General features: G+C 73.0%; 18 protein-coding genes. 5 read left to right on the top strand and 13 right to left on the bottom strand.

From position 1 onward, the window contains the following. Positions 1 to 3: 3 nt before the first annotated feature. The 3 genes from gatC to ACZ4WH_RS27315 all read right to left on the bottom strand — a co-directional run bounded on the left by gatC (position 4) and on the right by ACZ4WH_RS27315 (position 1284). On the bottom strand, positions 4 to 300 hold the full coding sequence (gene gatC / locus ACZ4WH_RS27325) for an Asp-tRNA(Asn)/Glu-tRNA(Gln) amidotransferase subunit GatC (protein WP_004925108.1): 297 nt from the start codon (positions 298 to 300) through the stop codon (positions 4 to 6). A 93-nt stretch (positions 301 to 393) separates the two neighbouring features. After that, positions 394 to 888: a cupin domain-containing protein gene (locus ACZ4WH_RS27320; RefSeq protein ID WP_468185193.1), complete on the bottom strand. Its 495-nt coding sequence runs from the start codon at positions 886 to 888 to the stop codon at positions 394 to 396. A 24-nt stretch (positions 889 to 912) separates the two neighbouring features. Continuing rightward, positions 913 to 1284 carry a DUF4267 domain-containing protein gene (locus ACZ4WH_RS27315; RefSeq protein ID WP_468185191.1) on the bottom strand — a complete coding sequence of 124 codons (372 nt, stop codon included), beginning with the start codon at positions 1282 to 1284 and terminating at the stop codon, positions 913 to 915. A gap of 94 nt (positions 1285 to 1378) precedes the next feature. Here ACZ4WH_RS27315 and ACZ4WH_RS27310 point away from each other — a divergent pair, with 94 nt between their 5' ends. Next, the gene (locus tag ACZ4WH_RS27310; protein ID WP_468185188.1) at positions 1379 to 1957 is read left to right on the top strand and encodes a TetR/AcrR family transcriptional regulator; all 579 of its coding nucleotides are present in this window, start codon (positions 1379 to 1381) and stop codon (positions 1955 to 1957) included. 80 nt (positions 1958 to 2037) lie between these two features. On the opposite strand, the gene ACZ4WH_RS27305 is transcribed toward ACZ4WH_RS27310, so the two are convergent. The 5 genes from ACZ4WH_RS27305 to ACZ4WH_RS27285 all read right to left on the bottom strand — a co-directional run bounded on the left by ACZ4WH_RS27305 (position 2038) and on the right by ACZ4WH_RS27285 (position 9054). Further along, complete coding sequence (locus ACZ4WH_RS27305; protein ID WP_468185186.1) at positions 2038 to 4275, bottom strand: putative bifunctional diguanylate cyclase/phosphodiesterase; 2238 nt, start codon at positions 4273 to 4275, stop codon at positions 2038 to 2040. 259 nt (positions 4276 to 4534) lie between these two features. Then, complete coding sequence (ligA, locus tag ACZ4WH_RS27300) at positions 4535 to 6730, bottom strand: NAD-dependent DNA ligase LigA (RefSeq protein ID WP_468185183.1); 2196 nt, start codon at positions 6728 to 6730, stop codon at positions 4535 to 4537. A gap of 15 nt (positions 6731 to 6745) precedes the next feature. Further along, a complete protein-coding gene (locus ACZ4WH_RS27295) occupies positions 6746 to 7753 on the bottom strand; it encodes a methionine synthase (RefSeq protein ID WP_468185180.1) in 1008 nt (335 codons plus the stop codon). 31 nt (positions 7754 to 7784) lie between these two features. Beyond that, positions 7785 to 8483 carry an SDR family oxidoreductase gene (locus ACZ4WH_RS27290; protein WP_468185177.1) on the bottom strand — a complete coding sequence of 233 codons (699 nt, stop codon included), beginning with the start codon at positions 8481 to 8483 and terminating at the stop codon, positions 7785 to 7787. A 40-nt stretch (positions 8484 to 8523) separates the two neighbouring features. After that, positions 8524 to 9054, bottom strand: a complete 531-nt coding sequence (locus tag ACZ4WH_RS27285) for an LOG family protein (RefSeq protein WP_468185174.1) — start codon at positions 9052 to 9054, stop codon at positions 8524 to 8526. A gap of 66 nt (positions 9055 to 9120) precedes the next feature. Between ACZ4WH_RS27285 and ACZ4WH_RS27280 the strand changes: the two genes are divergently transcribed. Both ACZ4WH_RS27280 and ACZ4WH_RS27275 read left to right on the top strand, forming a co-directional pair. Beyond that, positions 9121 to 9444, top strand: a complete 324-nt coding sequence (locus ACZ4WH_RS27280) for a DUF427 domain-containing protein (protein WP_468185171.1) — start codon at positions 9121 to 9123, stop codon at positions 9442 to 9444. 63 nt (positions 9445 to 9507) lie between these two features. Further along, entirely contained in the window at positions 9508 to 10290 is a 783-nt protein-coding gene (locus ACZ4WH_RS27275) for an alpha/beta fold hydrolase (protein WP_468185168.1), read from the top strand. Between the two features lie 59 nt (positions 10291 to 10349). Here the strand turns inward: ACZ4WH_RS27275 and mnmA are convergent, their stop codons facing one another. Then, a complete protein-coding gene (mnmA, locus tag ACZ4WH_RS27270; protein WP_468185165.1) occupies positions 10350 to 11480 on the bottom strand; it encodes a tRNA 2-thiouridine(34) synthase MnmA in 1131 nt (376 codons plus the stop codon). Positions 11481 to 11585: 105 nt separating this feature from the next. Here mnmA and ACZ4WH_RS27265 point away from each other — a divergent pair, with 105 nt between their 5' ends. After that, entirely contained in the window at positions 11586 to 12254 is a 669-nt protein-coding gene (locus tag ACZ4WH_RS27265; protein ID WP_468185260.1) for an N-acetylmuramoyl-L-alanine amidase, read from the top strand. Between the two features lie 81 nt (positions 12255 to 12335). On the opposite strand, the gene ACZ4WH_RS27260 is transcribed toward ACZ4WH_RS27265, so the two are convergent. The 3 genes from ACZ4WH_RS27260 to ACZ4WH_RS27250 form a co-directional block, all read right to left on the bottom strand. Continuing rightward, positions 12336 to 13505, bottom strand: coding sequence for a cysteine desulfurase family protein (locus ACZ4WH_RS27260; RefSeq protein ID WP_468185163.1), 1170 nt, complete (start codon positions 13503 to 13505; stop codon positions 12336 to 12338). Between the two features lie 864 nt (positions 13506 to 14369). Continuing rightward, positions 14370 to 14660, bottom strand: a complete 291-nt coding sequence (locus ACZ4WH_RS27255; RefSeq protein ID WP_468185257.1) for a DUF4190 domain-containing protein — start codon at positions 14658 to 14660, stop codon at positions 14370 to 14372. A 54-nt stretch (positions 14661 to 14714) separates the two neighbouring features. Beyond that, on the bottom strand, positions 14715 to 14882 hold the full coding sequence (locus tag ACZ4WH_RS27250; RefSeq protein ID WP_014675136.1) for a hypothetical protein: 168 nt from the start codon (positions 14880 to 14882) through the stop codon (positions 14715 to 14717). A gap of 145 nt (positions 14883 to 15027) precedes the next feature. On the opposite strand from ACZ4WH_RS27250, the gene ACZ4WH_RS27245 reads away from it, so the two are divergent. After that, positions 15028 to 15654 (top strand): TetR family transcriptional regulator, encoded by a 627-nt coding sequence (locus ACZ4WH_RS27245; protein ID WP_468185160.1) that lies wholly within the window; start codon positions 15028 to 15030, stop codon positions 15652 to 15654. A 46-nt stretch (positions 15655 to 15700) separates the two neighbouring features. Here ACZ4WH_RS27245 and ACZ4WH_RS27240 read toward each other — a convergent pair whose 3' ends face one another. After that, positions 15701 to 16669: a helix-turn-helix transcriptional regulator gene (locus ACZ4WH_RS27240; protein ID WP_468185158.1), complete on the bottom strand. Its 969-nt coding sequence runs from the start codon at positions 16667 to 16669 to the stop codon at positions 15701 to 15703. Positions 16670 to 16703 lie beyond the last annotated feature (34 nt).

Raw genomic sequence — 16703 nt, 5'->3', positions numbered from 1 at the left:
TGGTCACTCCTCCCCCAGGATCTGCGGCACCTTGAAACGCTGCTGCTCCTGTGCCGGGGCGCCGGAGAGCGCCTGCTCGGGGGTGAGCGAGGGACGGACCTCGTCCGGCCGCATGACGTTCGTCAGCGGGAGCGGGTGAGAGGTCGGCGGTACGTCTTGGTCGGCGACCTCGCTGACGCGGGCGACCGCGCCGATGATGTCGTCAAGCTGTCCCGCGAAGTGGTCGAGTTCTTCGGGCTTCAGCTCCAGACGCGCCAGCCGGGCGAGGTGGGCGACCTCCTCGCGCGTGATGCCAGGCATGCAGCGATCCTCTGGGGTGAGTGTGTGTGGTTTGGGCCCAATCCTATGGGGCGGGGCGCCGTGACCGTGAAACGGTTTCCCCCGGGCCCGGCCTCAGCGGCGCCGCCCGTCCCAGGCGTCGCTCTTCAGGAAGTGGTTGTCGTACAGCTCCTGGACCTCCAGCAGGCTCTCCGGGGTGGCCTCGCCGAGGCGGATGCGCTGGAGGTGGCGGAAGTACTCGAAGCGCTCGACGCCCGGGGTGATGACGATGAGCAGGTCGGCGGTGCTGCCGGGGACGGCGGCGAAGGCGTGGGGCCGGTCCGGCGGGACGATGATCAGGTCGCCGCGCCCGGCGGTGACGACGTCGTCACCGGAGAGGACCTCGGCCTCGCCGTCGAGCAGGTAGAACATCTCGGCCGAGTTGTGGTGTACATGAGGGCGGGCCCCGTCGGCGCCCTCGGCGAGCGTGACGCGCACGGTTGACAGCGCGCCGCCGCTGGCGCTGCTGTCGGCCAGCAGCTTCACGGCGACGGGCGCACCGCCGACGACCTCGGCCTCGGCGTCGCGGACGAGCACGGTGGCGTCGAACTTCGGCACGAACAGCGACATGGCGGATTCCCCCTGTGGATGTGGTCAGACCGCGAAGAGCAGTCCGGCGCTGATCAGTACAACGATCGCGGTGGCGAAGTGGATCCCGAAGGCGACGGCTTTCGCGCCGCCGTTCCGCAGGACTATCAGCGTGTCGACGAGCGGGACGAGTGCCACGCAGACCATGAACCAGGCCTCGGCCCGGGCGCCGGCGAAGGCGAGCAGGGCGAGGCCCAGCAGCCCGAAGGCGCCGTCCCTGAGTCCCTTGACCGACAGGTAGGCGCGGGCGTCGCCGCGCGGGTCGGCGGGGACTCCGTAGCCGGCCGCCGCGGGGCCGGGCTGGAACCAGAACCGGTAGCCGAGGAACACGCAGAACAGGTCGAGCAGGACGGCCAGGGTGTACGCGGTGACGGTCATTTCCGTTCTCCCACTTCTTTGCTAGCAGCGCTAGCTGCAAGAGCGACGCTATCAGAGCAATGACAGGTTGGCTAGCGTTGCTAGAATCAAGGCCATGTCGATCCAGACGCGCCGGGAGCGCGAACGAGCGGAACGCGAGTGGCTGATCGTCACGGCCGCGCGGGAGCTGGCGGAGTCCGAGGGTTGGGACGCGGTGACCACACGCCGGCTGGCGGCCGGGATCGAGTACAGCCAGCCCGTCCTCTACAGCCACTTCAGGGGCAAGGACGCGATCGTGGCGGCGGTCGCGGTGCAGGGGTGCGCCGACCTGGCGACGGAACTGCGGCAGGCCCGCACGGCGGCGCGCGGCACACGGGAGGCGCTGGCGGCGGTGGCGCAGACGTACACGTCCTTCGCCAGGCGCCGGCCCGCCCTCTACGACGCGATGTTCACCCTCCGGGTGGATCTGCCGTTCGCCACGGAGGAGGCTCCGGCACCGCTGCGGGAGGCCTTCGCCGAACTGCGCCTCGCGGTGGAACCCGTCGCGGCCGAGGGCGACGACCCCGCGCTGCTGACGGAGACGTTCTGGGCGGGGCTGCACGGCCTGGCCACGCTGGTGCGGTGCGGCAGGCTGCCGGAACACGCGCACGGGACGCGCTTGGCGCTGCTGGTCGGCCACTTCACGGGGGGCTAGGGTCTTTAGTCTGGATCAGGCCGGATCAGGGAGCGGTGTCAGACCCCGCGAGCCCGGCCTGAGACGAGCGGGCGGGAGAACTACTCGGCCGCGGGCAACGCGGCGCGCGGCCGCTGCCACCCACGGGAGCCCCGCGCCAGCAGCCACGCCGTCGCCTCCTCGGGCGGCATCGCCGCGGCGACCAGCCACCCCTGCACCGCGTCGCACCCCAGATCCCGCAGCCGCTCCCACGTCTCGTCGTCCTCGACCCCCTCGGCGACGACGAGGAGGCCCAGCGAATGGGCGAGGTCGACGGTGCAGCGCACGATCTCCGCGTCCTCGGCGTCGACGGCCAGCCGGGCCACGAAGGAACGGTCGATCTTCAGCTCGCTGACCGGGAGCCGCCGCAGGTGCACCAGCGACGAGTAGCCGGTGCCGAAGTCGTCCAGGGACATCTTCACGCCGTGCCCGGTGAGCCCGGCGAGGGTGTCGGCGGCCCGCTGCGGGTCCTCCAGCAGGACGTGTTCCGTGATCTCCAGCTGAAGCGCTCCGGCGGGGACCCCGTGCCGGGCGAGGCGCGCGGCGACCGATCCGGCGAATCCCGGGGTGTGGACGTCGCGCGGGGAGACATTGACGGCGACCGGGACCCTGAGGCCCTGTGCGCGCCACCGGGCGACCTGGCCGAGCGCGGTCTCCAGGACGTACTCGGTGAGGTGGGGCATCAGCCCCGAGGACTCGGCTATCGCTATGAACTCGTCCGGCGGCACCTTCCCGCGCTCGGGGTGCACCCAGCGGACCAGGGCCTCCAGGCCGGCGACCTGTCCGTCGAAGCGGACCTTGGGCTGGTAGTGGAGCTGGACCTCGTGCGCGTCCAGCGCCCGGCGCAGGTCGCCCAGCAGGCCGAGGCGGTCCGGGGTGTTGGAGTCCCGCTTGGACTCGTACACCTCGACGCCCGTACGGTCCCTCTTCGCCTGGTACATCGCGACGTCGGCGCGGCGCAGGAGCCCTTCGGCGTCGAGCGCGTGGTCGGGGAAGACGGCGACGCCGGCGCTGGCCTCCAGGACGAGGGTGAGCCCGTCAAGGTCGAGCGGGGAGCTGAGGGCGGAGACGAGGCCGCGGGCGACGCGGGTGGCCGACGTGGTGGAGTCGGCTACGGGCAGTAAGACGGCGAACTCGTCACCGCCGAGCCGGGCGGCCTCGGCGCCGCGCGGCAGGGCGAGCCGCAGCCGGTCGGCGATCTGGAGCAGCAGCCGGTCGCCGGCCAGATGACCGAGGGTGTCGTTCACCGACCGGAAGCGATCGAGGTCGATCAGCATGAGCGCGGCGCGCGCGCCGATGCGGTCGGCGTCGTCCAGGGCGGTCCAGATGCGCTCCAGCAGCCACTGCCGGTTGGGCAGCCCGGTCAGCGGGTCGCGCAGCTGCTCCTCGGCACGGGCGCGGGCCATCCACAGCGTGGAGTCCAGGGCGATGAGCGGGATGGCGAACAGCGGGAGCAGGATCGGCTGGGCGTCGGCGACGACGCACAGCAGGGGCGCGATGCCGAGCAACGCGACGGCGACCAGGCCCTGTCGGACCAGGGCGGTGCGGGCGACGGTGGGCACCCCGCCGCCCTGCGGGGCGTGCAGGTACCACAGCAGGCCACGGCTGACGGCGAGGTAGGCGACCGCGACCAGCACGATCTCGGGGGCCGTCGCGACGCTCCAGGTGTCGGGCCGCCAGGGCTCCTCGACGCTCGGGACCCGGCCGCACGCGCCGAGCAGCAGGGCGCCGGCGCCGATGCCGAGCATGTCCACCGCGCCGTGCAGCACCCCTTGCCGCCAGCGGTTGCGGCGGGCGATGCCGACCAGGACGACGACGGTGAGGCTGACCAGGCCGGCGGGCACCCAGCCGTACAGCAGCAGGACGGCGAGGGTGAGGGCGGCGCCCGAACCGGTGCCGCCCCACCAACGGGCGCGGCCCAGCATGACGAGGTGGCCGACGATGACACCGGTGAGCAGGGCCAGCGACCAGCCGACCGTGCCGCCCGGGAAGAGGGCGTGGTGGCCGGTGTAGGCGCGGTAGAAGCCGGCGCCCAGGGCGAATCCGGCGGCGGCGACGACGGCCGCGGGCAGGGCCGGCCAGGACTGGTGCCGTTCGGTGTCGGCGCCGGCCAGGCCGGGGGCGGGCGCGATGGCCGGCAGGGGCGCGTGCGCCTCGGTGGCGGCGCCCGGTCCGGCCGGGCGCGGCTGCGCGGCCGTACGCCCGTCGGCCCGCCCGGTCCACCGGTTCCCGCGCCACGCGCCGGCACGGCGGCGCAGGCGCAGCCATGAGTCCGGGGCGGCGCTCTCGGTCGGTTCCATTCCCGTCCCTCTCACAGCCGGCGGTGCCCACGCCACGCGGCCCGATGCCCGACAACCATCAGCAGCTCCGCGTCGAAGAAACCTTCTCCGCGCCCCTGGAGGGCACGGAGATGCCCCAGCCGCAGCTGGGCACGGCAGGCGCACACCTCAACAGTAGGCCGCGGAAGGCTTCCACGGGCAGCGGTCTCCGACGGTTGCCCGAATGCGCCCGGGCCACCCGTATGCATCTGATATGCGCCGATCGGGTGGCCTTCAACCGCTACTCCCCGGTCGGAAGCGCGACTTCGGCCGCCGCTTCGGGGCCCTGTTCCAACAGGACGCCGAAACCGTCCTCGTTCAGAACGGGAACCTTCAGTTGCATGGCCTTGTCGTACTTCGATCCGGGGTTGTCACCCACAACGACGAATGAGGTCTTCTTCGACACCGAACCGGTCACCTTCGCGCCCTGGCGCTGGAGCGCCTCCTTGGCGCCGTCCCGGGTGAAGTTCTCCAGCGTGCCGGTGACGACGACCGTGAGCCCCTCCAGCGGACGCGGGCCCTCCTCCTCGCCGGACGACTGGTCCTCCAGGGGGACGCCCGCGGCCTTCCACTTGCGGACGATCTCGCGGTGCCAGTCCTCGGCGAACCACTCCTTGAGCGCGGCGGCGATGATGGGGCCGACGCCGTCGGTGGCCGCCAGCTCCTCCTCGGTCGCCTGTTCGATGCGGTCGACGGAGCGGAACTCGCGCGCGAGGGCCTGCGCGGCCACCGGTCCCACGTGCCGGATCGACAGCCCGTTCAGGAAGCGGGCGAGGGGACGGGACTTGGCCGCCTCGATGTTCGCCAGCAGGGCGAGGGTGTTCTTCTTCGGCTCGCCCTTCTGGTTGGCGAAGACCGTGACGACCTTCTCCTCGCCGGTCTTCGGGTCGCGCTTGGGCAGGCCGCTGTCCGGGTCGAGGACATAGGCCTTGATGGGCAGCAGCTTCTCCACCGTCAGGTCGAACAGGTCGCCCTCGTCCACCAGCGGCGGGTCGGCCGGCTCCAGCGGGCGGGTGAGCGCGGCGGCGGCCACCGCGCCGAAGTGCTCGATGTCCAGGCACTCCCGGCCCGCGAGGTAGGAGACCCGCTCCCGCAACTGGGCCGGGCAGGTACGCGCGTTCGGGCAGCGGAGGTCGATGTCGCCCTCCTTCATGGGCCGCAGCGGCGTCCCGCACTCGGGGCACTCGCCCGGCATCACGAACTCCCGCTCGCTGCCGTCCCGCAGGTCCACCACCGGGCCGAGGATCTCCGGGATGACGTCACCGGCCTTGCGTAGGACCACGGTGTCGCCGATGAGCACGCCCTTGGCCTTGACGACCTCCTGGTTGTGCAGGGTGGCGAACTCCACCTCGCTGCCCGCGACCGTGACCGGCTCGACCTGGGCGTACGGCGTGACCCGGCCGGTGCGGCCGACGCCCACCTTGATGTCGAGGAGCTTGGTGTTGACCTCCTCCGGCGCGTACTTGTAGGCGATCGCCCAGCGGGGCGCCCGCGCTGTGGAGCCGAGCCGGCCCTGGAGGCGGATCTCGTCCAGCTTGACCACGACACCGTCGATCTCGTGCTCGACGGAGTGACGGTTCTCGCCGTAGTACGCGATGAACTCCCGTACGCCGCCCAGGTCGTCGACCACGCGGTTGTGCGGGGAGGTGGGCAAACCCCAGGTCTTCAGCAGGTCGTACGCCTGCGAGAGCCGGGTCATGCCCGTGAAACCCTCCAGGGCGCCGATGCCGTGGACGACCATGTGCAGCGGCCTGGTCGCGGTGACCCGCGGGTCCTTCTGGCGCAGCGAACCGGCGGCGGCGTTGCGGGGGTTGGCGAACGGCTTGTCGCCGACCGCGACCAGGCGTTCGTTCAGTTCGAGGAACTTCTCCATCGGGAAGTAGACCTCGCCGCGGATCTCCACCAGGTCGGGCACCCTGTCGCCCCTCAGGCGGTCCGGGATCTCCGCGATCGTCCGGACGTTCGGCGTGATGTCCTCGCCGGTGCGGCCGTCGCCGCGGGTGGCCGCGCGCGTGAGGCGGCCCTTCTCGTAGGTGAGGTTGACCGCGAGGCCGTCCACCTTCAGCTCGCACAGGAAGTGGTACGTCTGGTCGCCCAGCTCCCTGGCGATGCGGTCGGCCCAGGCGGCCAGCTCGTCGTCGTTGAACGTGTTGTCGAGCGAGAGCATCCGCTGGCGGTGCTCGACCGCCGTGAACTCCGTCTCGTACGACCCCGCGACCTTCTGGGTGGGCGAGTCCGGGGTGCGCAGCTCCGGATACCGCCCCTCCAGGGCTTCCAGAGACTTCAGGAGCTGGTCGAACTCCGCGTCGCTGATGACGGGAGCGTCCTTCACGTAGTACCGGAAGCGGTGCTCCTCGATCTGCTCCGCCAGCTGCGCGTGCTTCTCGCGGGCCTCGGCGGGCACCGCCGTCGTCTCCGCTTGCTTGTCGCCGGCCACCGTGTTGTCCTCCCGTTACTCTGGGTTGTCCGCGAGGGATCTCGCCGCCTGGACGCAGTGGGCGAGCGCCTGGCGCGCGTACGCGGGGGAAGCGCCCGCCAGACCGCACGCCGGGGTCACCGTGACCGCCTCCGCGAGCAGCCCCGGATGCAGCCCCAGCCTGCGCCACAACGTCCTGACACCCATGACGCTACCGGCAGGGTCTGACAACGGGCCGTCCGTGCCCGGCACCACACCGGCGAACAGCCGCGTGCCGCCCTCCACGGCCTCGCCGATCGCCTCGTCGTCACGCTCGGTGAGCAGCGCGAAGTCGAAGGAGACGGCCGCCGCTCCGGCCCGCCGCAGCAGGGCGAACGGCACGTCCGGGGCGCAGGAGTGCACCAGCACGGGCCCGCCCGTGTGCACGCCGACGACGTCCCTCAGCGTCGCCTCCACGATCTGCCGGTCCACGGCGCGGTGCGTGCGGTAGCCGCTGGCGCTCTTCACCTGTCCGCGCAGCACGGCGGTGAGGGAGGGTTCGTCGAGTTGCAGCACGAGCCGGGCGCCGGGCACGCGCCGCCGCACCTCGGCGAGGTGCAGGCGCAGGCCCTCCCCAAGCGAGGCGGCGAGGTCCCGGCAGGCGCCGAGGTCCGACAGGGCGGCCTCGCCGTTCTTCAGCTCCAGGGCGGCGGCCAGCGTCCACGGCCCGACGGCCTGCACCTTGAGGTCGCCCTCGTAGCCCTGGGTGAACTCCTCCAGGGCGTCCAGGTCCTCGCCGAGCCAGGACCTGGCCCGCTTCGTGTCCCGGCCCGGCCGGTCCCCGATCCGCCATCCGCTGGGCTCCACGCGCGCGTACAGCTCGACCAGCATCCCGGCGGTACGGCCGATCATGTCCGCGCCGGGCCCGCGCCCGGGCAGCTCGGGGAGGAACGGAAAGTCCTCGAACGATCCGGTGGCGGTCTTCGCGGCTTCCCGCGCGTCCCCGCCGGGCAGGGAACCCACGCCGGTGGCCCCCGGGAACCTGAACTGGCTGTTTTCGCTCACCAGGGAAGCCTACGGAACCTCCCGGCCGAGGTCAGCGCCCCGGACGTACCGTCAGGTCGTTGATCTCCGCGTCCCTCGGGAGATCCAGGGCCGTCAGGATCGTCGTGGCGACCGACTCGGGGTCGATCCACTTCGACGGGTCGTACTGCTTGCCCTCCTGCTGGTGGACCTTGGCCTGCATGGGGCTCGCGGTGCGGCCGGGGTAGACCGAGGTGACGCGGACGCCGTTCGCGTGCTCCTCCTGGCGCAGGGAGTCGGCGAGGGCCTTCAGACCGTGCTTGGAGGCGGCGTACGCGGACCAGCCGGCGTGCGCGGTGAGGCCGGCGCCGGAGTTGACGAAGATCACATGGCCGCGGGCCGTCCGCAGCTGCGGCAGGAAGTGCCGGGTCAGCTCGGCGGGGGCGATCAGGTTGACGTCGAGCTGGTGGCGCCAGGACTTCGGGGTCAGGTCGCCGACCGCGCCGAGGTCGACGACTCCGGCGATGTGCAGCAGGGAGTCGACCCGGTCCGGGAGCGTCTGGTGGGAGAACGCCCAGGAGAGCCTGTCCGGGTCCGCGAGGTCGCCGACCAGGGTGCGCGCGCCGGGGAACTCGGCCGCCAGCTCCTTCGCGCGGCCCGCGTCGCGCGCGTGCAGCACGATCTCGTCCCCGCGCGCGTGCAGCCGGCGGGCCACGGCCGCGCCGATGCCGGAACCGGCCCCGGTGATCACATGAGTAGCCATGACCGCCATGCTCGCATCACCGGACGCCGAGCCCCGCGGCGGTAGGCGCTCATGCCGCGGCCTCCAGGTAGGCGAGGGCCGCGACCGGCTCGTCGGCGAAGAAGACCAGCTCGGCCAGCGGGCGGGGCAGGAAGCCCTCGGCCTCCATGCGGCGGAACTGCTCGCGCAGGCCGTCGTAGAAGCCCGCCGTGTTCAGCAGTACGACCGGCTTCTCGGTGCGGCCGTGCTTCTTCAGCTCCAGGATCTCGGTGGCCTCGTCCAGCGTGCCGGTGCCACCCACCATGATCACCACGGCGTCGGCCTTCTCCAGCAGCAGCTTCTTGCGTTCGGCGAGGTCGGCCGCGATGACCATCTCGTCGGCGCCGGGCCGCGCCTTGTTCGCCAGGAACTCCACGGAGACGCCCAGCAGCCTGCCGCCCGCCTCGTGCACGCCGTCGGCGACCACCTTCATCAGGCCGACGTCGGAACCGCCCCAGACGAGCGTGTGTCCGGCCTTGCCGAGCAGTTCCGCGAACTCGCGCGCGGGGCGCGTGTAACGCTCGTCGAGGTCGGCGGCGGACAGGAAGACGCAGATGTTCATGACCCCTACCGTACGGTCCCGGCGCCGGGCGGGAAGAAGCGCGGCCCGTCCCGGTGCTGAACGGGTATGACCCAAGGACACACGATCACGATCCAGAAGAGCGAGCGGCACGTGCGCGTGGTGCGCGGCGACCAGGTGCTCGCGGAGTCCGACCGGCCCCTGGAGCTGCGCGAGACGGGCTGCCCGGTCAGGTACTACATCCCCGCCGAGGACGTCCGCCTCGATCTGCTGACGCCCTCCGACACGCACACCGTGTGCCCCTTCAAGGGCACGGCGTCCTACTGGTCCCTGCCGGACGCGCCCGACCTGGTCTGGGCGTATCCGGAGCCCAAGGACGGGGTGGCGGAGATCAAGGACCACTACTGCTTCTACGACACCGAGGTCTCATGACCACGGCCGGCATCGCCGTGTCGTGACCGATGAGCGGCGTGCCGTGCGGCAGTCTGCACGGCCATGGACAAGAAGACGACTTCCCGCGACGGCACGTCCCTCGCGTACGGAGTGATCGGCCAGGGGCCCACGGTGATCCTGGTGAGCGGTGCGATGTCCACCGGCGGCACCGTGGCGCCCCTGGCCCAGCGCCTGGCCGACCGCTGCACGGCCGTCGTCTACGACCGCCGGGGCCGCGGCGCGAGCGGCGACACGGCGCCGTACGAGGTCGACCGTGAGGTGGAGGATCTGGCCGCGCTGATCGACGCGGTGGGCGGCGAGGCGGCGCTCTTCGGGGTCTCCTCGGGCGGCGCGCTGGTGCTGCGCGCGGCGGCGAGCGGGCTGCCGGTCCCGCGCGCGGCGGTGTACGAGGTGCCGTACGCCGACCATCTGGCGGGCGGCGCCGCGCGCGAGGCCACCTACAAGGAGCAGCTGAACAAGGCCCTCGGCGAGGGCCGGCGCGGGGACGCGGTGGAGCTGTTCCTGCGCCTGACGGGCCTCGGCGAGGAGATGATCCAGCGTGCCCGGGAGTCGCCGATGTGGGCCGGCATGGAGGCCGTCGCGCCCAGCCTCGCCCACGACGACGCGGTCATGGGCGACGGCCTGCTGCCCCGGGACCGGCTCGCCGCGATCGGTGTGCCCGTGCTCGCGGTCGCGGGCGGCGCGAGCCCCGAGTGGATGCGCGCGGCGTCCCGGGAGATCGCGGAGACCGTGCCCCAGGGCACGTACCGGGTCCTGGAGGGCCAGACCCACATGGTGGAGCCGGACGTGCTGGGGCCGGTGCTGGCGGAGTTCTACGCCGGGTAGGCGGGCCGCTCTTCGCGGGGTGGGCGCGCCGTTCCTCGTGGGAGGAAGGGCCGGCCGGTTCAGACCGCCGCGGCCGTCGCGCGCGTGGTGGACGCGATCGTCGCCGAGCCCACCACGCGCGTGCCGTCGTACAGCACGATCGCCTGGCCGGGGGCGACCCCGCGGACCGGCTCGGCGAACGTCACGCGCAGCTCGCCGTCGACCGGCTCGGCGGTCACCTCGGTCTCGCCGCCGTGGGCGCGCAGCTGGGCGGTGTAGGTGCCCGGGCCGGCCGGGGCGGTGCCGCACCAGCGGGGCTTGATCGCGGTCAGGGCGGTGACGTCCAGGGCGTCGGCCGGGCCGACGGTGACCGTGTTGGTGACCGGGGAGATGTCCAGGACGTACCGCGGCTTGCCGTCCGGGGCCGGGGTGCCGATCCGGAGGCCCTTGCGCTGGCCGATGGTGAAGCCGTACGCGCCCTCGTGCGTGCCCAGCTTGGCGCCGGACTCGTCCACGATGTCGCCCTCGGCCTTGCCGAGCCGCTTGGCCAGGAAGCCCTGTGTGTCGCCGTCGGCGATGAAGCAGATGTCGTGCGAGTCGGGCTTCTTGGCCACGGCCAGGCCCCGGCGCTCGGCCTCCGCGCGGATCTCCTCCTTGGTGGTGACCGTGTCGCCGAGCGGGAACATCGCGTGCGCGAGCTGCTTCTCGTCGAGCACGCCGAGGACGTACGACTGGTCCTTCGCCATGTCGGAGGCGCGGTGCAGCTCACGGGAGCCGTCCGCGTTCACGATCACCTTGGCGTAGTGGCCGGTGCAGACGGCGTCGAAGCCGAGGGCCAGCGCCTTGTCCAGCAGCGCGGCGAACTTGATCTTCTCGTTGCAGCGCAGGCACGGGTTCGGGGTGCGGCCGGCCTCGTACTCGGTGATGAAGTCATCGACGACGTCCTCGCGGAAGCGGTCGGCCAGGTCCCAGACGTAGAACGGGATGCCGATGACGTCGGCCGCGCGGCGGGCGTCGCGCGAGTCCTCGATGGTGCAACAGCCCCGCGCGCCGGTTCGGAACGACTGCGGGTTCGCGGAGAGCGCGAGGTGGACGCCGGTGACGTCGTGGCCTGCTTCCGCGGCGCGCGCGGCGGCGACGGCGGAGTCGACTCCGCCGGACATGGCGGCGAGGACGCGGAGGGGGCGGGTGCGCTGCGGGGTGTCAGTCATAGCCCTTCCAGAGTACGGGGCGCGGGAACCGCGTCGGCCTGATATCCGTTGACGATCGCAGAGGGTGACGACGGGCCGGTGATGCCGGCGGCGACGGGGGCGGACATGGGCACGGCGAAGGACGACACGGACCGGCGGCTGGGGCGGCGGGCCATGCTGGTCGGCGGGGCCGCCGCTGCCGTGGGCACGGCCGTGCTGGCCCGGGAGGAGCTGTCCCGGCTGTGGTGGCGCATGCCCGGGGTGGACAAGCCGCGGGTGGCGGGCGCGGTGGACTTCCGGGGCGCGCGCTGGGTGGGGGCCTCGGCGGCGAACTACCGGCTCGCGGACCGGCCGTCCGACTACCGGGTGGACCGGGTGGTCGTCCATGTCACCCAGGGCGGCTACGCGTCCGCGGTGAAGGTCTTCCGGGACCCGGGGCACGGAGCGGCGGCGCACTACATCGTGCGCAAGGACGGGCGGGTCACCCAGCTGGTCCGGGAGCTGGACGTGGCCTTCCACGCGGGCAACCGGGAGTACAACGAACGGAGCGTCGGCATAGAGCACGAGGGCTTCGTGGAGGACGCCTCCTCCTTCACGGACGAGATGTACGCGGCTTCGGCGCGGCTGACGGCGGCGGTATGCGAGCGGTACGGCATGCCCGTGGACCGCGAGCACATCATCGGGCACGTGGAGGTGCCGGGGACGGACCACACCGATCCCGGGCGGTTCTGGGACTGGGACCGGTACATACGCCTGGTCCGCGCGCAGCGCACGGGGGCCCGGGCGGCCACGTGAGCCCGCGCGGCCAGGTCAGCCCGAGCGGCCGGGTGACCTTGGCGGCCGGGTGACCTTGCGCGGTCGCGTGACCTTGCGCGGCTACGTCAGTCCGGCCGCCCGCGCGCGTTCCACCGCCGGGCCGATCGCCTTGGCCACGGCCTCCACGTCCGCCTCCGTGGAGGTGTGACCGAGGGAGAAGCGCAGGGTGCCGCGGGCCAGGTCCGGGTCGGTCCCGGTGGCGAGGAGGACGTGGCTGGGCTGGGCGACGCCCGCGGTGCAGGCGGAGCCGGTGGAGCACTCGATGCCCTGGGCGTCCAGCAGGAGCAGCAGGGAGTCGCCCTCGCAGCCCGGGAAGGTGAAGTGGGCGTTGGCCGGGAGCCGGCCCTCGGGCGCCGGGTCGCCGCCGAGGATCGCGTCCGGTACGGCGCGGCGCACGGCGTCGATCAGCTGATCGCGCAGGGCGCCGATCTCGCGCGTGAACCACTCGCGCTGCTCGGCGGCGAGCCGGCCGGCGACGGCGAAGGAGGCGACGGCCGGGACGTCCAGCGTGCCGGAGCGCACATGCCGCTCCTGGCCGCCGCCGTGCAGGACGGGTACGGGGGTGTGCTCGCGGCCGAGGATCAGGGCGCCGATGCCGTACGGACCACCGATCTTGTGGCCGGAGACGGTCATGGCGGCCAGGCCCGAGGCCTCGAAGTCGACCGGGACCTGACCGAAGGCCTGGACCGCGTCGGCGTGCAGCGGGATGCCGGACTCGGCGGTGATGTCGGCCAGTTCACGGATCGGCATGACCGTGCCGATCTCGTTGTTGGCCCACATCACGGTGGCCAGGGCGACGTCGGCGGGGTTGCGGGCGATGGCCTCGCGCAGCGCCTCGGGGTGGACGCGGCCGTAGGAGTCGACGGGGAGGTACTCGACGGTGGCGCCCTCGTGCTCGCCGAGCCAGTGCACGGCGTCCAGCACGGCGTGGTGCTCGACGGGGCTGGCCAGGATGCGGGTGCGGGCCGGGTCGGCGTCACGGCGGGACCAGTACAGGCCCTTGACCGCGAGGTTGTCGGCCTCGGTGCCGCCGGAGGTGAAGACGACCTCGCTGGGGCGGGCGCCGAGGGCTTCCGCGAGGGTTTCGCGGGACTCCTCGACCGTACGGCGTGCCTGGCGGCCGGATGCGTGGAGGGAGGAGGCGTTGCCCGTGATGCTCAACTGGGCGGTGAGTGCCTCCGCCGCTTCCGGGAGCATCGGGGTGGTCGCGGCGTGGTCGAGGTAAGCCATGGTGAGGCGATTCTACGGCGCTCGCGGTCGGCTTCGGCCGCGCGTGGGTGCCGTGCGCTGCGGCGCCTTGCGGTGGCTGCACCTGGCTCGGTGACGAGGCACCCGGCACTGCCGGCCGTGCCCACCCGTCCCGCCCTGCGGAACGACTGCCCACGGCGGGCGCGGCGGCACGGCGGTACGGCGGCGCGCCCGGCGCGGCGGTCTGCCGGCCGGCGGGCGCGGCCGCACGGCCGGTCGGCGGGTGCGGCGGCGGCAGGCCCGCTTGAGCGGCAGGCCCGGTACGGCGGTCTCCCGGTCGGCGGGGGCGGCGGCGTAGCCGGTGCGGCGGCGCGCGCCCGGGTGCAGCGGGCTGCCGGTCGGCAGGTGCGGCGGCGCGGCAGTACGCCCGCTTGAGCGGCACGCCCAGAACGGCGGTCTCCCCGGCCGGCGGGTGCGGCGGCACGGCCGGCTGGCGGGTGCGGCGGCGGTAGGCCCGCTTGAGCGGCACGCCCGGTACGGCGGTCTCCCGGCTGGCGGGGGCGGCGGCGCGGCCGGTTGCGGCGGTCGGCGGGTGCGGCGGGCTGCCGGGCGCGGCGGGCTGCCGGCCGGCGGGTGCGGCGGCACGCCCGGTACGGCGGTCTCCCGGTCGGCGGGGGCGGCGGCGTAGCCGGTGCGGCGGCGCGCGCCCGGGTGCAGCGGGCTGCCGGTCGGCAGGTGCGGCGGCGCGGCAGTACGCCCGCTTGAGCGGCACGCCCAGAACGGCGGTCTCCCGGTCGGCGGGGGCGGCGGCGCGGCCGGTCGCGGCGGGCTGCCGGTCGGCGGCTGCGGCGCGGCAGTACGCCCGGTTCGGCGGCACGCCCGGTGCGGCCGGTGCGGCCGTGTGGGTCACAGGCTCCAGGACACCGTGCCCGAGAGTTCCATCGCCGTCACCAGGACCGCCAGGTCGGCGACGCCCAGGGTCAGGCCCAGGTAGGCGCGGCCTCGGCGGGTCGTGCCGCGCCAGAGGGCGACCGCGGCCAGGACGATGGCGATCGGGCCGAGGAAGAGGTTGAGGACGAGCAGGCCGAGGAGGCCGAGGACGAAGGACGCGACGGCCATGCCGTCGGCGTCGCGGGTGCGCGGTCGGGTGTCGGTGTCGGTGCGGGTGCGGCCGGTGGCCGGTGCGGTGAGGTGCATCATGCTCAGCTCCTGAGGTCCTTTCCGGTGGTCGGCTGACCGGAGTTCCGGTGGTCAGTTGGCCGAGGTGTGGCGGCGGCGCCCGTGACGCTCGCGGATCGCGAAGACGCCGAGCCAGACGGCGATGACGGCGGCCAGGACGGCGGTGACGGTCAGCGGTGCGTGAGCGACGGTGCCCAGCACGACGCCGAGCAGCATGAGTGCGGCGACGAGGAACAGCATGGGATCAGATCCCCCCTCCGATATGCCTCGTGTTCAGCCGGTGTGAAGTTTGGGTGAACAGTTGTAGTAACAGTTGTTCACTGACTTCGAGTCTAGCGCTCCCGACGGCTTTTCAATTCCAGAGAACAGTTGTTAACTGGATGACATGAGTCACACCCTCGGCATCCGGCAGGCCCAGAAGCAGAAGACCCGGCAGGCGTTCCTCGACGCGGCGCTCGCGCTGCTGGAGGAGCAGAGCCTGAGCAGCCTGGGTCTGCGCGAGGTCACCCGGGCCGTCGGTGTGGCCCCGACCGCCTTCTACCGGCATTTCCGCTCGACCGCCGATCTCGGTGTGGCCTTGGTCGACGAGGCGCTGGGCAGCCTGCATCCGATGGTGCGGACGACGGTGTCCACCACGGGCGACAGCGAGGAACGCATCACGCGCGCCATCGAGTTGATCGCCCGTCACGTGGACGCGTACCCCGCACATGTCCGTTTTATCGCCCGGGAGCGACATGGCGGAGTTCAGCCGGTGCGCGAGGCCATCCGGGCCCAACTGCACCGGTTCGCCGAGGAGGTGAAGGCCGAGCTGGCCAAGGACCCCGAAGCGGCGGGCTGGAGCGACGACGACCTGCTGATGCTCGCGCACCTCTACGTCGACCAGATGCTCATCACCGCCTCCCTGTTCCTGGAGGCGCTGGAGGCCCCGGAGGAGGAGCGGGAGCGAGTGACCCAGCTCGCCACCCGCCAGCTGCGGCTCATCAGCCTCGGCCGCAGCCACTGGCTGGATTGAGCCATCCCGGTGCGTACGAAACGCCGCTCAGCCCTGCCGGCCCCTGTCAGTCAGGTAAAGGCTGGTACAGGGCCATGACGGAGCGGGCCCCGGCCAGGAGTTCCGCGCGGGCCTCGGGCGGGTCCAGGATCTCCACCCGGTCGGAGAACGCGAGGAGTTGGCGTACCGCGCGCAGCACCGGGTAGGCCAGCCGCGCGGTGACCCACTCGCCCTCGCCGTCGTCCTCGGGCGGAGCCGTCAGCTGGGCGGCGGCCATGCGCTGGAACATGTCGAGCAGCTCCCGCCGTACCCGCACGGTGACCTCGATCTCGTTCTCCCGCTCCTCCACCTGCCGGCACAACAGCTCCCAGACGTCGGCGAGTTCGACCCCGGCCCGGCGCCGTACGGGCTCGTCCAGCAGGCGGGCCGAGCGCACGCGGTCGGCGCGGAACAGCCGGGGGCGGCCGCGCCGGTCGGCGACCAGGTACCAGACCCCGGCCTTGGCGACGAGGCCGTAGGGGTCCACGGTGTACGTCCGCGGTTCCCGCTCCCCGCTGTGCCGGTAGCGCAGCCTCAGACGCCGGTCGGAGAACACCGCCTCCTGGAGGATTTCCAGGTCGACGGCCTGCCGCGGGCCGCTCTTCCAGCGGGTGGCGTCGACCAGGATGCGGCGGCTGGTCACCTCGGCGGCGGGCCGGTGCGGTGCCGGCAGCGCGGCCATCACCTTGCGCAGGGCCGAGCCGAGGGCCGCGTCGAGGCCGAGCGCGGCATGGGCGCCCTGCGCGGCCAGGATGAACAGGGCGCGGGACTCGTCGGCGGTCAGCCCGGTGACGTCGGTGCGGAAGCCGGGGAGGAGTTCGATGCCACCGTGCCGGCCGCGCTCGGCGTACACCGGGACGCCGGCGGCGGACAGCGCCTCGACGTCCCGGTAGATGGTGCGGACCGACACCTCGAGCCGGTCGGCGAGTTCGGGTGCGGGGACGCGGCCCCGGGTCTGGAGGAGCAGCAGGATCGACAGCAGCCGGTCGGACTTCACCGCGTCAGCATCCCGCCGCGGCGAAGTGCCGCGC

The sequence above is a fragment of the Streptomyces sp. NPDC029138 genome, assembly GCF_055564375.1.
Note: the sequence above shows the minus strand (reverse complement) of the source record. Positions and strands in the feature narration are given on the sequence as shown.

Excerpts from the sequence above, each read along its gene's own strand:
- ACZ4WH_RS27290 (WP_468185177.1), bottom strand. The coding sequence starts at position 8,483 with ATGGCGGTCATGGCTACTCATGTGATCACCGGGGCCGGTTCCGGCATC.
- ACZ4WH_RS27245 (WP_468185160.1), top strand. The coding sequence starts at position 15,028 with ATGAGTCACACCCTCGGCATCCGGCAGGCCCAGAAGCAGAAGACCCGG.
- ACZ4WH_RS27320 (WP_468185193.1), bottom strand. The coding sequence starts at position 888 with ATGTCGCTGTTCGTGCCGAAGTTCGACGCCACCGTGCTCGTCCGCGAC.
- ACZ4WH_RS27310 (WP_468185188.1), top strand. The coding sequence starts at position 1,379 with ATGTCGATCCAGACGCGCCGGGAGCGCGAACGAGCGGAACGCGAGTGG.
- ACZ4WH_RS27250 (WP_014675136.1), bottom strand. The coding sequence starts at position 14,882 with ATGCTGTTCCTCGTCGCCGCACTCATGCTGCTCGGCGTCGTGCTGGGC.
- mnmA (WP_468185165.1), bottom strand. The coding sequence starts at position 11,480 with ATGACTGACACCCCGCAGCGCACCCGCCCCCTCCGCGTCCTCGCCGCC.
- ACZ4WH_RS27275 (WP_468185168.1), top strand. The coding sequence starts at position 9,508 with ATGGACAAGAAGACGACTTCCCGCGACGGCACGTCCCTCGCGTACGGA.
- ACZ4WH_RS27280 (WP_468185171.1), top strand. The coding sequence starts at position 9,121 with ATGACCCAAGGACACACGATCACGATCCAGAAGAGCGAGCGGCACGTG.
- gatC (WP_004925108.1), bottom strand. The coding sequence starts at position 300 with ATGCCTGGCATCACGCGCGAGGAGGTCGCCCACCTCGCCCGGCTGGCG.
- ACZ4WH_RS27255 (WP_468185257.1), bottom strand. The coding sequence starts at position 14,660 with ATGCACCTCACCGCACCGGCCACCGGCCGCACCCGCACCGACACCGAC.
- ACZ4WH_RS27305 (WP_468185186.1), bottom strand. The coding sequence starts at position 4,275 with ATGGAACCGACCGAGAGCGCCGCCCCGGACTCATGGCTGCGCCTGCGC.
- ACZ4WH_RS27260 (WP_468185163.1), bottom strand. The coding sequence starts at position 13,505 with ATGGCTTACCTCGACCACGCCGCGACCACCCCGATGCTCCCGGAAGCG.
- ACZ4WH_RS27265 (WP_468185260.1), top strand. The coding sequence starts at position 11,586 with ATGGGCACGGCGAAGGACGACACGGACCGGCGGCTGGGGCGGCGGGCC.
- ACZ4WH_RS27285 (WP_468185174.1), bottom strand. The coding sequence starts at position 9,054 with ATGAACATCTGCGTCTTCCTGTCCGCCGCCGACCTCGACGAGCGTTAC.
- ACZ4WH_RS27315 (WP_468185191.1), bottom strand. The coding sequence starts at position 1,284 with ATGACCGTCACCGCGTACACCCTGGCCGTCCTGCTCGACCTGTTCTGC.